The following is a 12,652-nucleotide window of genomic DNA, read 5'->3' on the forward strand; positions in this document are numbered from 1 at the left end:
TTATCTCATTGCACCGCGGCACCACCATCCACGGCGAAGACGGTGCCGGTGACGAAGGACGCCTGCGGCGAGGCGAGCAGGGTGATCGCCCAGGCGATCTCCTCGGGCTGCCCGAGTCGCCGCATCGGCGTGGCGGCCAGCTGCCATTCCCGGATCGCGGCGATCCGCTCCGCCGGGAGGCCCTGGTGCAGCGAGATGGGGGTGGCGGTCGCCCCCGGCGCCACCGCGACCACCCGGATCCCGTGCGGCGCCAGCTCCACCGCCCAACTGCGGGTGAGGGTCTCCAGGGCGGCCTTCGTCGCCGCGTACACCGAGTTGCCCGGCCAGCCCCGTTGGCCGATCGGTGTGCTGACGTTCACCACCACCCCCTTGGCGGCGGTCAGCGCGGGCAGCGCGGCCCGGGTCAGCATGATCGGGGCGACCAGGTTTGTCGCCAGCTGTGCGTCGACAGCCTCCGGAGTGATCGTCTCCAGGGTCCCGCTCCGGACGATGCCGGCGTTGTTGACGAGGACGTCCAGCCGCCCGTACGACTCCAGCACGGTGCCGACGAGTTCGTCGGCGTCGGCGGTGACGTCGGCGACCAGCGGCTGGATCCGGTCGTGGCCGGAGGCAGTCTCGGCGAGCGGATCGTGGCGGCGACCCACCGCCACCACCCGCGCGCCTTTGGCGGCGAACCGTCGGGCGGTGGCCCGGCCGATGCCGGTGCCGGCCCCGGTGACCATCACGACCCTGTCCTGAGGTGCGCGGTCGGCTCTGTCCTGAGCTGCGGAGGTGTCCATGACACCGATGCTCGAACCCTGCCGTCAACGGCAGGGTCAAGTCGTACGGCGACTCCTTACCATGATCCGCGCCACACCTCACCGGCGGATGACGGCCCTCGGGGCGGGTCACGACGCCGACGGGCGAGCCGGCGACCCGGAAACGGCGTTGACCTTCCAGTAGGTGGAAGGTGCAAGTTGACCGGGTGGAAGACGGCACGGAACACCTGACGGTCGGGCAACTGGCCGCCCGGACCGGCGTACCGGCCCGGACCATCCGCTTCTGGTCCGACGCCGGCGTTCTTCCGCCCGCCGGTCGGTCACCCGCCGGACACCGCCGTTACGCCCCGAGCGCGGTCGACACCCTCGACCTGGTTCGGACCCTGCGTGAGCTGGGGATCGGTCTGACCGCCGTGCGGCGGGTCCTGTCCGGGCAGGCAGCCCTGGCAGAGGTCGCGAACCGGCAGGTCGCGGTCGTGGACGTCGAACTCCGCATCCTCCGGCTGCGCCGCACCGTCCTCCGCGCCGTCGCCCGGCGCGGCCCGACCGAGGAGGAGATCTCACTGATGCACCGACTTGCCCGGTTGTCCGCGCCGGAACGGCAACAGTTGATCGACACGTTCGTCGACCGGGCCTTCGCCGACGTCGACGACCAGGATGCCGAGGTTGTCGCGGGGTGGATGCGGGAGTTGCCGCCGACGTTGCCCGACGAGCCGACGCCGGAACAGGTCGATGCCTGGATGGAACTCGCCGAACTGGTCGCGGACGAGGAGTTCCAGGCGACCGTACGGCGGTTGGTGCTCGCCGGCGGAGTCGACAACCGGTTGGACTTCGGTCTGCACGTCCGATCCGCCGTACTCCGGTACGCGGGCCGGGCGGTCGACGAGGGCATCGCGCCGCAGTCCTCGGCCGGGAGCGTGCTGTTGGCCCGAATCGTCCCCGCCGATCTCAGCGACGCGGAGGTGACCGACCTGCTCGCCTGGCTGGGGACGGTGACCGAGCCCACGGTCGAGCGGTACTGGCAGTTGTTGGACCTCGTCGCGGGTCGGACACCGCCACCGCCCGCCGTCCCCGCCTTCGCCTGGCTGGCCGATGCGCTGCGCGCACACCGCTGATCAGTTTCGTGGCGTCGGGGTGCCGGCGGCGCTGCCGAGGTCCGGTGCGCTCGGCGGTTCGGCGATGGAACCGGAGCTGCGCGGTTCGGCAGGGTGCGCGGTCTCCGCGGCGACCCTCGGCTGGTCGGTCGGAGCGGGTTCGACCGGCTGCCGGACGGCGACCACCGCCGTCCCGTACGCGCAGAGTTCCATCCACAGCTCGCCGACGTCGCGGTGGTCGAAGCGCATCCCGAGCACCGCGTTGGCGCCGAGCCGCGTCGCCTCCTCACCCAACTTCTGCACCGCGTCGGTACGCCAGCGGGTGAGGTTCTCGGGCGCGCTGGGGTCGTACGCGCCACCCCGGAGACTCTTCACCCCCTCCCGGTACGGGTTCCGGGTCCGGGCCTGGGAGGAGACGACTTCGCCGAGAATCGCGCGGATCTCGTACCCCGGGAGGTGATCCGTCGTCACGATCAGCACACGTTGATGCTGGCAGAGAGCGGCCCGACCACTTCGCGGCCCGTGGTCACATCGTCGCCCTCAGCAAAACGAGGCGGCGACCCCGAACGGGTGGCCCCGCCCCGAACAGGCGCCGGGAGCCTGAACAGGTGCCCGGACCCCGAACGGGTGGCGGCAACCCGAAACGGTGGCCAGTACGCCGAACCGGGTGCGCCGGCCCCGAACGGGTGGCGAATGGCGCCGAAGGGCCGGCGACGGCCCGAAGGGTGTAGCGGGGACGGAGGGCTGAAACGGCGCGGCGGGGACGGAGGGCTGAAACGGCGCGGCGCGGACGTCCCGGGCGAGCCGGGAACGTCCGCGCCGTACCCCTGAGGAGGGTTCGAGGGCCTAGACCCCGGCCACGGAGGTGATCCAGGACCGGTTGTAGGCGACGCTGCCGTAGTTCTGGATGCTCACCCCGTCGGCCGTGGAGGCGACCCCGACCTGGGCCCCGTTGTAGAACTGCGGGCCGCCGGAGTCACCCCGCCAGGCGTTGCCGTTGATCCGCGTGCTGCGGATCGCCCGCCCACCGTACGCGTCGGTGACGTTGGTGCTGGTCACCTGGACGCTGGCGGTCTTCAGGGTGGTGGAGGCGGAGCAGTTGCTGTAACAGGTCATGCCCCAGCCGTAGATCGAGTTGGTCGAGCCGACCGGCGGGTAGGCGCTGGACAGCGTGACGTACGAGGTGTTGATCGCGGTGGAGAGGTTCAGCAGGGCCAGGTCGTACCGACCGTAGGCGGCCGTCACGCCACTGGTGACACCACCCGAGGACCGGTTGACGCTGCCCACCCGCACCGACATCGTGCCGCTGACGCAGTGCCGGGCGGTGAGCACCCAGCGCGCCGCGATGATGGTGCCGGAGCAGGTGAACGAGCCGTTGCTGAAGACCGCCGCCGCCCAGGGCGCGGACGAGACGGTACTACCGCCGATGATGTGCGACGGATCGCCCGGCGAGGGCGGGGCGGCCGGGGCCGCGGCCGGCGCGACGAGCACACCGGCGAGGGCGGTGGCGAGCATCACCAACGTGTGGCGAAGACGCATGGAGGGGCTCCTTCCGGGGGGTCACCCGGGATCACCGGGTCGGTTCGAGCCGCCGTAGGCGGGGGGATGTCCGCCGTACGGATCTGGACGGGTCAACGTTCGGCGGCTGAGACCGGACGTTTGACGCCACACGCTAAGCCGTTCGTCACCTATCCACAAGAGTCAACCTGTCCGGGAGGTTTCGGAGCCGCGTCGGCGGATGACCGGATCGACCGGAGACCCGACGGCCGCCGACCGGGCCGCCGGGAGCGGGCCGTCGGTCGCCGTCGGCGGGCCCACCGGCCGGCCCGTGCGCCAACTGCCTGGTCTGCCGGGTAGGCTGGCTCCGCTCGCCCCATCGTGGGCCGGCACCCAACTGCGTACACAGTCAGGAGTGCCCAGTGCCTCGCGTCGTCGTCGACGTCATGCTCAAGCCGGAGATTCTCGATCCTCAGGGCCAGGCCGTCGCGAATGCGCTGCCGAGGCTCGGAGTCACAGACGTGTCCTCCGTGCGCATCGGCCGGCGGATCGAAATCGAGTTCTCCGGCCAGCCGGACCTGGACCGGGCTCGGGAGATCGCGGACAAACTACTGGCCAACCCGGTGATCGAGGACTATTCGATCCGCCTGGCGGAGCCGGAGGAGACCGCACCATGACCGCCCGGATCGGTGTGGTGACGTTCCCCGGCTCACTGGACGACCGGGACGCCGCCCGCGCGGTACGGCTCGCCGGCGCCGAGGCGGTGTCGCTCTGGCACGACGATCCGGACCTGCACGGCGTCGACGCCGTGGTGCTGCCCGGCGGCTTCTCCTACGGCGACTACCTGCGCTGCGGCGCCATCGCCCGGTTCGCCCCGGTGATGGAGACGATCGCGGCCGGCGCCCGGGCCGGCCTGCCGGTGCTCGGCATCTGCAACGGGTTCCAGATCCTCTGCGAGGCCCACCTGCTGCCCGGCGCGCTGACCCGTAACCAGCACCTGCACTTCCGCAACCGCGACCAGTGGCTGCGGATCGAGTCGGCCGGCACCGGCTGGACCAACACGTTCCAGCCGGGGCAGGAGATCCTCATCCCGGTGAAGAACGGCGAGGGCTGCTACGTCGCCGACGAGCGCACCCTGGACGAGTTGGAGGCCACCGGCCGGGTCGTCGCCCGCTACGTGCACGGCAACCCCAACGGGTCGCTGCGGGACATCGCCGGCATCACCAACGAGGCCGGCAACGTGGTCGGCCTGATGCCGCACCCCGAGCACGCCGTGGAGGCACTGACCGGCCCGTCCCTCGACGGCCTCGGTTTCTTCACCTCGATCCTCAAGCACCTGGCGGGAGCGCCGGCATGATCGAACAGAGTGAGGTCATGGGCCAGCCCGAGCCCACCCTCGCCGACCACCCCTCGGCACCGGTCGACCCGGCCGGCCTGGACACCGTCGCACAGGCCACGGCGACCCCGGGTGACCTCCAGCCCTACACGGAGCTGGGGCTGCGGGACGACGAGTACGACCGGATCCGCCAGATCCTGGGCCGCCGGCCGACCCAGTCCGAGCTGGCCATGTACTCGATCATGTGGAGCGAGCACTGCTCCTACAAGTCGAGCAAGGTCCACCTGCGACAGTTCAGCGAGAAGGCGCCGCCGAGCGACCGGATGCTCGCCGGCATCGGCGAGAACGCCGGCGTGATCCAGGTCTCCGACAAGCTCGCGGTGACCTTCAAGGTCGAGTCGCACAACCACCCGAGCTTCGTCGAACCGCACCAGGGCGCGGCGACCGGCGTCGGCGGCATCGTCCGGGACATCCTGGCGATGGGCGCCCGGCCGATCGCGGTGATGGACCCGCTGCGGTTCGGTGCCGCCGACCACCCCGACACCGCCCGGGTACTGCCCGGCGTCGTCGCCGGCGTCGGCACCTACGGCAACTCGCTGGGTCTGCCCAACATCGGCGGCGAGGTGGTCTTCGACCCCTGCTACCAGGGCAACCCACTGGTCAACGCGCTCTCTCTCGGCGTACTTCCGGTGGACCGGCTGCAGAACAAGGCCGCGGCCGGCCCGGGCAACGTCGTCGTGCTGCTCGGCGCGAAGACCGGACGGGACGGCATCGGCGGAGTCTCCGTGCTCGCCAGCGCCACCTTCGACGACGCCAGCGAGCAGCGCCGCCCGTCGGTGCAGGTCGGCGACCCGTTCATGGAGAAGCTGCTGATCGAGGCCTGCCTGGAGCTGTACGACGCCCAGCTGGTCGTCGGCATCCAGGACCTCGGCGGCGCCGGACTCACCTGCGCGCTGACCGAGACCGCCGCCGCGGCCGGCACCGGCATGCGGGTCTGGCTGGAGCGGGTGCCGCTGCGTGAGGCCTCGATGGAGCCGCACGAGATTCTGGCCAGCGAGTCGCAGGAGCGGATGCTGCTGATCGTCGCCCCGGACAGGCTCGAGGCGGTGCTGAAGACCGCCGAGAAGTGGGGCGTACCGGCGAGCGCGATCGGCGAGGTCACCGGCGCCGAGGCGGGTGTCGAGCCGGGCCGGCTGCTGATCACCTGGCACGGCCACACCGTGGTCGACGTACCGCCGGGGTCGCTTGTGGACGACGGCCCGGTGTACGCCCGCCCGATGCGCGAGCCGGCCGACCTGATCCTGCTGCAGGCCGACCGGGCCGAGACGCTGGCCCGGCCCTCCACGCCGGAGGCGCTGCGGGAGACCCTGCTGCGGATGATCGCCTCGCCGAACCTCTGCGACAAGACCTGGGTCACCGAGCAGTACGACCGCTACGTGCTCGGCAACACCGTGCTCGCCCAGCCCGAGGACTCCGGGGTCATCCGGATCGACGAGGAGACCGGGCTCGGGGTGGCGATCTCGGTGGACGGCAACGGCCGGTACGCCCGGCTCGACCCGTACCACGGGGCCAAGCTGGCGCTCGCCGAGGCGTACCGTAACGTGGCGGTGACCGGCGCCAAGCCGGTCGCGGTCACCGACTGCCTCAACTTCGGCTCGCCGGAGGACCCGGCGGTGATGTGGCAGTTCGCCGAGGCCGTACGCGGCCTCGCCGACGGCTGTGCCGAATTGGGCATCCCGGTCACCGGTGGCAACGTCAGCTTCTACAACCAGACGGGCGCGGCGGCGATCCACCCCACGCCGGTGGTCGGTGTGCTCGGGGTGCTCGACGACGTCAACCAGCGGGTGCCGATGGGCTTCGCCCGGACCACCGGCGCGGACCACGACCTGATCTTCCTGCTCGGCGAGACCCGGCTGGAACTTTCCGGCTCCGAGTGGGCCTGGGTGACCCACGAGCACCTGGGCGGCGTGCCGCCGAAGGTCGACCTGGCGGCCGAGCGTACGCTCGCCGACCTGATCGCCGAGGCGGCCCGGGTCGGGCACCTGCGGTCGGCGCACGACCTCTCCGACGGCGGCCTGGCGCAGGCGCTGGTCGAGTCGAGCCTGCGCTACAACGTCGGGGCCCGGATCGCGCTGCCGGAGGGCTTCACCGCCGGTTCGATGCCGTTCGTCTTCCTGTTCAGCGAGTCCGCCGGCCGGGCGATGGTGGCGGTGCCGCGTGGCCACGAGAAGGCGTTCACCGCGCTCTGCGTCGAGCGGGGCGTGCCGTGGACCCTGATCGGGGTGACCGACGCCGCCGGTGGCGAGCTGGAGGTACGCGACCAGTTCACGATCGGGTTGGACGAGCTGCGTACCGCGTTCACCGGCACGCTGCCGCGGCTCTTCGGCGGTGCGGCGACCACCGTGCCGTCGCCGCAGGCGACCGGGGCGGAAGCTACGGAGACCGGCACCGACGCGACCGGACCGGCCGCTACCGGGCTGGCCGGGCCCGACGCGGCGGAGACCCAGTTGGCCGGCGCGGAGCCCACGGCCGACGTCGCCGACCCGGAGCCGGCGGCGACCACCGCAGACCCGGAGCCGGAGGCGACGGCTGCCGTCGCCGACCCGGAGCCGGCGGAGACCACCACCGACCCGGTCGTGGCACCCGTTGTTCCGGAACAGCCGGCCGCTCCCGCCGGGGAGCGTACGACTCCGGCGGGCGGCCCGCCGAACTCCTGATGGGACAGGCCGGGCGGTTCGCCGGATCGGTCTACGCCCAGCCGGGCAGTGGAGCCCGCTTCGACTGGGGGCTGGCCGGCGCGGCCGAGCTGAGCAAGGTCTGCGCCGCCCTGGTCGTCGTCGACGTGCTCTCCTTCACCACCTCGGTGGAGGTGGCGGTCGCCCGGGGGATGCGGGTCCACCCGTTCCCCTGGGGGGCCCAGGCCGGCACGTACGCGGCCCGGGTCGGTGGGGTGGCGGCGGTCGGTCGAGGCGCGGTCACCCCGGAACACCCCTGGTCACTCTCCCCGGCGGCGCTGAGCACCGCGCCCGTCGTACCGGACCTCGTGCTGCCCTCACCGAACGGCTCGGCGATAAGCGCGGCGGCGAGCGCGACCGGCGTGCCGGTGCTGGCGGCCTGTCTGCGTAACGCCGCCGCCGTCGGGCGCTGGCTCGTCAACCAGGGGTACGGCACAACCGAAGCGCCGGTCGGGGTGATCGCGGCGGGCGAGCGGTGGCCGGACGAGACCATCCGCCCCGGGGTGGAGGACCTGCTCGGGGCCGCCGCCGTGCTGGACGTGCTCGCCACCGTCCCCGGTGGCCTCTCCGTCGAGGCGGCGCTGGCGTTGGCCACCCTGGCCAGCGTGCCGGACCTGCCGGCCGCCGTCCGCGGCTGCGTCTCCGGGCGGGAACTGGCGGTCCGGGGCTTCGGCAACGACGTGGAGATCGCCGTCCAGGTCGGCGCCTCCGACGTCGTACCGGTGCTCCGCAACGGCGCCTTCACCGCCGCCTGACCGATCTCCGCCAGCCGGCGGAAAGCCGAAGGGCCGGGTCCGTGATCGGACCCGGCCCTGTCAAGCGTCGTACGTGTTGTCTGTCAGTCGTCCAGCCAGTCCAGTGAGCGACGCTCCCCACGGCCACCCTGCTGGGGTGCAGCGGAGCGGCTGTGCCCGCCACCGCCGGCCCGGGGCGCGTCGTCGTAGTAGCCGCCGCCCTGCTGCTGGTCGTAACCGGCCCGGTCGTCGTAGCCGCTCTGGTCGTCGTACCCGCCGCGACCGCGCTGGTCGTAGCCGCCACCGGTGCTCGGCTGGTCGTACCCGTCGTCCTGGCCGTAGCGCTGGGTCGCGTCGTAACCGCCGGCCTGGTCCTGGTAGCCGTTGCCGTAGCCGTTGTCGTCGTCGGCCCGGTTGTATCCACCGCCGGCGCTCGGCTGGTCGTAGCCGCCCCGGGCGGCACCGTACGCCCCGCCGTCGGCGTAGCCGTCGTCCTGGCCGTAGCGCTGGGTCGCGTCGTAGCCGCCGCCGGCACCGGAGGAGGGTCCGTAGCCGGCGTTCGGGTCGTACGGGTCGCTCGGCTGTCCGTAGTCGTCGTCCCGACCGGTGTACCGGCCGGTCGGCTCGTCGAACCGGTCGCCGTAGCCGCCGGCGGCGGCTCCGTTGGGGTAGCCCGCGCCGGAGACCGGGGCACCGTAGCCGCCGGCACCGGACGCCGGGGCGTTGCCGTAACCGGCCCCCGAGGCGGGGGCGTTGCCGTAGCCGGGGCCGGAGGCGGGGGCGTTGCCGTAGCCGGGGCCGGAGGCGGGAGCGGCACCGTAGCCGCCCGCGCCGGATCCCGGGGCGTTGCCGTAGCCACCAGCGCCAGGCCCGGCACCGTAGCCGCCCTCGTCGCCCCAGCCCTGCTGGGCCGGACCGGCGCCATAGCCGCCGCCGGGCGGGCCCGACTGCGGGTTCGGCAGCGGTGCGCCGTACGGGTCGGGGAACTCGTCGACCAGCGGGGCGTTGTGCATCATGGTCGGCGCGTCGGCCAGGGACGGCCGGGTGACCATGGTCGCGTCGGAGGCGGATCCGGCCCGGTTGGCGACCCGGGTCGGCTCGTCGCCGCCCCGGTAGCCGCGACCGCCACCCGCCGGGGTACGCGGGCCGTCCTCGTCGTCGTCATCCTCGTCGTCGTCGCCGTTGTCCCGGCGCCGCATCAGCAGCAGCACGATGGCGCCGACGCCGAGCGCGACCAGCAGACCACCGGCGAGGATCAGCAGCATGCCGCTGCCGCCGCCGGAGTCCTCGTTGCTGGCGTTGTTCGTGTCGTCGCCCTCGGCGGCCGCGTCGGTCGGCTCGTCGGTGGCCTCGTCGTCCTCGAGGGCCGGGTCCTCCTCGGCCTCCTCGGTCGGCGTGGCCGAGGGGGTCGGCTCGTTGGCGGCGAGGGCGAGCGCGATGCCCCGACCGGTGACCCGCTGGCCGTTGGCGGCGTTCACCGACACGGACTCGCTCACGCCGTCCTTGGTCGCCTGCAGCTGGATCGACCCGGGAGCGATCGGACGGTCCTGCGTTCCGGTGAACTGGAAGGCGCCACTACCGTTCGTGCTGGTGTTGTAGGAGTGCCCCTCGGAGTCGCGCAGCGTCACCCGGGCGTTCGCGACCGCGTCACCGCTTGCCTGGTTGGTGACCTTCCCCGAGACCACGGCAACCGTCGGCGTCTGCTGTACCTCCGGACCCCTGACCCGGATGTTCCGGGAAGCGCTGGCGCTGTCGTCACCCACCTCGGCGGTGATCTGGACGGCGCCGGACCGTTCCTGTCCCGGCGCGACGTTTCCGGCCTTCAGCGTGGCGCTGAAGGACTTCGTCTCGCCCGGTCCGATGGTGTCGGTGAAGTCGCAGTTGTTGACGCACTGCAACTCGCCGAACGTGGAACCGACGGTGATGTCGAACGACGTCCCGGGCAGGATCGGGCCGTTGTTGTTATTCCGGACGGTGAAGTTCAGCGTTGTGGTCGCACCGGCGTTGAGGCTGGCGTTGACGCCGGTGATCGTCACCGTCGGATCGGCTGCGAGGGCTGGTGTGGCGGGGAGAGCGAAGAGAGCGCCGGCTATCAGCGCCATCACCACACCGGCCCGTGGGATCCAGGCTCGTCGGTGTGTTGTCACGTCCACCGCCTTCCGGTTCACCCGCCGGCCTCTCGCCGGCTGAGGATCAACCCATACGACTACACCGTCGGCAACTATGCCTTGTCTGACGGGACGAGCGCGACCCAGGGGCGCCGAGAAATGCGACAAACGCGAGTCGTATCGTCCCGTTATGTCCTCGGAACACGATATGTCACCGGCGGTTACGGCGGCCCTGGCGGCCCTTGACGCGGGCCGTACTCCGGAGCGCACCACGCTCCGTGACGCTGTTCGTGCGCTGCTGTCCGCTCTGGCCGGGCGTGCTCCGGGTCGGGCGGTCGAGGTACGGGTGCCACCCTATGGCGCGGTCCAGTGCTGCCCCGGCCCCCGACACACCAGGGGTACGCCACCGAACGTGGTGGAGATGGAGCCGGTCACCTGGGTACTGCTGGCCACCGGTCGGCTGCCCTGGGCGGATGCGGTCGAGGACGGTCGGATACGGACCAGTGGCATTCGCGCGGATATCTCCCCCTACCTGCCTATTTGACATTATTCACTCATTACTAACCGTTACTGAAAGCAGCCAATGCGTGGCTCTCTGTATCAACTGCGGGTCGCGTACACTGTTGAGTCGACGGAACTCCGTATCACCCGGGCGACAGGCGAGTCCGAGCGAACTCAGCAAAGGGAGCGGCAGGTGCCCCGAGGCGACGGCCGGTTGAGCCATGACCTCGACCCCCAACGACCCGGCCCCCAGGACGCGTGCGGCGTCTTCGGTGTCTGGGCGCCGGGGGAAGAGGTGGCGAAACTCACCTACTTCGGTCTCTACGCACTCCAGCACCGTGGCCAGGAGGCGGCCGGCATCGCGGTCAGCGACGGCTCGGGCGTGGTGGTCTACAAGGACCTCGGGCTGGTCGCCCAGGTCTTCGACGAGCCGACCCTGGCGAGCCTGCGCGGCCACCTGGCGATCGGGCACGCGAGGTACTCCACCACCGGCGGTTCGACCTGGGAGAACGCCCAGCCGACGATCCGGGCCACCAGCGCGGGCACCACGATCGCCCTGGCCCACAACGGCAACCTGGTGAACACCGCCGAACTGGCCCGGCAGGCGACCGAGCGCGGCATGGACCCGGACGGGTCGACCAACGACACCTCGCTGGTGACCAGCCTGCTGGCCAGCCGGCCGGACCTCTCGGTCGAGGCGGCGGCGCTGGAGGTGCTGCCCACCCTGCGCGGTGCGTTCAGCTTCGTCTTCATGGACGAGACCACGCTCTACGCCGCCCGCGACGCCTACGGCGTACGGCCGCTGGTCCTGGGCCGGCTGGAGCGCGGCTGGGTGGTGGCGAGCGAGACCTCGGCGCTGGACATCGTCGGTGCGAGCGTGGTCCGGGAGATCGAGCCCGGCGAGCTGATCGCCATCGACGAGCACGGCCTCCGCTCGGCCCGGTTCGCCGCGCCGGAGCCGAAGGGCTGCCTCTTCGAGTACGTCTACATCGCCCGGCCGGACACCACGATCGCCGGTCGCAACATCCACGCCGCCCGGGTCGCCATCGGCCGGCAGTTGGCCCGGGAGCACCCGGTCGAGGCCGACCTGGTCATCCCGGTCCCGGAGTCCGGCACGCCGGCCGCGATCGGCTACGCGGCCGAGTCCGGCATCACCTACGGCGCCGGCCTGATGAAGAACCCGTACGTCGGGCGTACCTTCATCCAGCCGTCGCAGACCCTGCGTCAGCTCGGCATCCGGCTCAAGCTCAACCCGCTGCGGGAGAACGTCCGGGGCAAGCGGCTGGTGGTGGTCGACGACTCCATCGTGCGCGGCAACACCCAGCGGGCGATCGTCCGGATGCTGCGCGAGGCCGGCGCGCTGGAGGTGCACGTACGCATCTCCTCGCCGCCGGTGAACTGGCCGTGCTTCTACGGCATCGACTTCGCCACCCGGGCCGAGCTGCTCGCCAGCGGGCTGGACAACGACGGCATCCGGCGCTCGATCGGGGCGGACACCCTCGGGTACGTCTCCCTGGACGGCCTGGTCGCCGCCACCGAGCAGCCGAAGACCCGGCTCTGCCGCGCCTGTTTCGACGGTGAGTACCCGATCGAGCTCCCGGCACGGAACCTGATCGGCAAGCACGTACTCGAAGGAGTTGACCGACGGGTCGCGGGGGGCGTCCCGGAGGAGACGGGCGACCGTCCGGTCGGGGCCGCCACCCGCGGCGCCACCGGTCAGCCGTTCGTGAACAGTTCCAGTGGCGGCGAGCTGCCGTCACACGCGTGAGTACCACGTCGGTCGCGACTGACGAGTTCCGGCCGGCGATCAGGACCGGCCCGTCCGGAGCGCACCGGCCGGGCAGCAGGACAGTCGAGCGATCCTCGACCGCGACCGACGCGGCCAGCCG

At 72.0% G+C, this 12,652-nt stretch carries 10 protein-coding genes and 1 pseudogene; 7 read left to right on the forward strand and 4 right to left on the reverse strand.

What is annotated here, in order from left to right; translation table 11 throughout:
• Window positions 1-5: 5 nt before the first annotated feature.
• Window positions 6-722, reverse strand: a complete 717-nt coding sequence (locus tag ABGB21_RS01840; RefSeq protein ID WP_347676370.1) for an SDR family oxidoreductase — start codon at window positions 720-722, stop codon at window positions 6-8.
• Window positions 723-964: 242 nt separating this feature from the next.
• On the opposite strand from ABGB21_RS01840, the gene ABGB21_RS01845 reads away from it, so the two are divergent.
• The gene (locus ABGB21_RS01845) at window positions 965-1,873 is read left to right on the forward strand and encodes a MerR family transcriptional regulator (protein ID WP_347676111.1); all 909 of its coding nucleotides are present in this window, start codon (window positions 965-967) and stop codon (window positions 1,871-1,873) included.
• Here the strand turns inward: ABGB21_RS01845 and ABGB21_RS01850 are convergent, their stop codons facing one another.
• Both ABGB21_RS01850 and ABGB21_RS01855 read right to left on the reverse strand, forming a co-directional pair.
• Window positions 1,874-2,332 (reverse strand): heavy metal-binding domain-containing protein, encoded by a 459-nt coding sequence (locus ABGB21_RS01850; RefSeq protein WP_347654343.1) that lies wholly within the window; start codon window positions 2,330-2,332, stop codon window positions 1,874-1,876.
• A gap of 366 nt (window positions 2,333-2,698) precedes the next feature.
• Window positions 2,699-3,391, reverse strand: coding sequence for a DUF1986 domain-containing protein (locus tag ABGB21_RS01855; RefSeq protein WP_347654344.1), 693 nt, complete (start codon window positions 3,389-3,391; stop codon window positions 2,699-2,701).
• A 380-nt stretch (window positions 3,392-3,771) separates the two neighbouring features.
• Between ABGB21_RS01855 and purS the strand changes: the two genes are divergently transcribed.
• From purS to ABGB21_RS01875, 4 genes and pseudogenes are all read left to right on the forward strand, one after another.
• Window positions 3,772-4,026, forward strand: coding sequence for a phosphoribosylformylglycinamidine synthase subunit PurS (purS, locus tag ABGB21_RS01860; RefSeq protein WP_347654345.1), 255 nt, complete (start codon window positions 3,772-3,774; stop codon window positions 4,024-4,026).
• Complete coding sequence (gene purQ / locus ABGB21_RS01865) at window positions 4,023-4,706, forward strand: phosphoribosylformylglycinamidine synthase subunit PurQ (RefSeq protein WP_347654346.1); 684 nt, start codon at window positions 4,023-4,025, stop codon at window positions 4,704-4,706. Before purS ends, purQ begins: the two co-directional genes overlap by 4 nt.
• 74 nt (window positions 4,707-4,780) lie before the next feature.
• Window positions 4,781-7,402 (forward strand): annotated as a pseudogene (gene purL, locus ABGB21_RS01870) (phosphoribosylformylglycinamidine synthase subunit PurL); the annotation flags it as partial.
• On the forward strand, window positions 7,402-8,175 hold the full coding sequence (locus ABGB21_RS01875; protein WP_347654347.1) for a 2-phosphosulfolactate phosphatase: 774 nt from the start codon (window positions 7,402-7,404) through the stop codon (window positions 8,173-8,175). The pseudogene purL and the gene ABGB21_RS01875, both read left to right, overlap by 1 nt.
• An 83-nt stretch (window positions 8,176-8,258) precedes the next feature.
• On the opposite strand, the gene ABGB21_RS01880 is transcribed toward ABGB21_RS01875, so the two are convergent.
• Window positions 8,259-10,301, reverse strand: a complete 2,043-nt coding sequence (locus ABGB21_RS01880; RefSeq protein ID WP_347654348.1) for a carboxypeptidase regulatory-like domain-containing protein — start codon at window positions 10,299-10,301, stop codon at window positions 8,259-8,261.
• A 151-nt stretch (window positions 10,302-10,452) separates the two neighbouring features.
• Here ABGB21_RS01880 and ABGB21_RS01885 point away from each other — a divergent pair, with 151 nt between their 5' ends.
• Window positions 10,453-10,806, forward strand: coding sequence for a sterol carrier family protein (locus tag ABGB21_RS01885; protein ID WP_347676113.1), 354 nt, complete (start codon window positions 10,453-10,455; stop codon window positions 10,804-10,806).
• 150 nt (window positions 10,807-10,956) lie between these two features.
• Complete coding sequence (purF, locus tag ABGB21_RS01890) at window positions 10,957-12,531, forward strand: amidophosphoribosyltransferase (protein ID WP_347654350.1); 1,575 nt, start codon at window positions 10,957-10,959, stop codon at window positions 12,529-12,531.
• The last annotated feature ends 121 nt before the right edge of the window (window positions 12,532-12,652 follow it).

It is taken from the genome of Plantactinospora sp. B24E8 (genome assembly GCF_039871735.1).
Lineage (GTDB): Bacteria > Actinomycetota > Actinomycetes > Mycobacteriales > Micromonosporaceae > Plantactinospora.

Excerpts from the sequence above, each read along its gene's own strand:
- ABGB21_RS01855 (WP_347654344.1), bottom strand. The coding sequence starts at position 3,391 with ATGCGTCTTCGCCACACGTTGGTGATGCTCGCCACCGCCCTCGCCGGT.
- ABGB21_RS01885 (WP_347676113.1), top strand. The coding sequence starts at position 10,453 with ATGTCCTCGGAACACGATATGTCACCGGCGGTTACGGCGGCCCTGGCG.
- purQ (WP_347654346.1), top strand. The coding sequence starts at position 4,023 with ATGACCGCCCGGATCGGTGTGGTGACGTTCCCCGGCTCACTGGACGAC.
- ABGB21_RS01840 (WP_347676370.1), bottom strand. The coding sequence starts at position 722 with ATGGTCACCGGGGCCGGCACCGGCATCGGCCGGGCCACCGCCCGACGG.
- ABGB21_RS01875 (WP_347654347.1), top strand. The coding sequence starts at position 7,402 with ATGGGACAGGCCGGGCGGTTCGCCGGATCGGTCTACGCCCAGCCGGGC.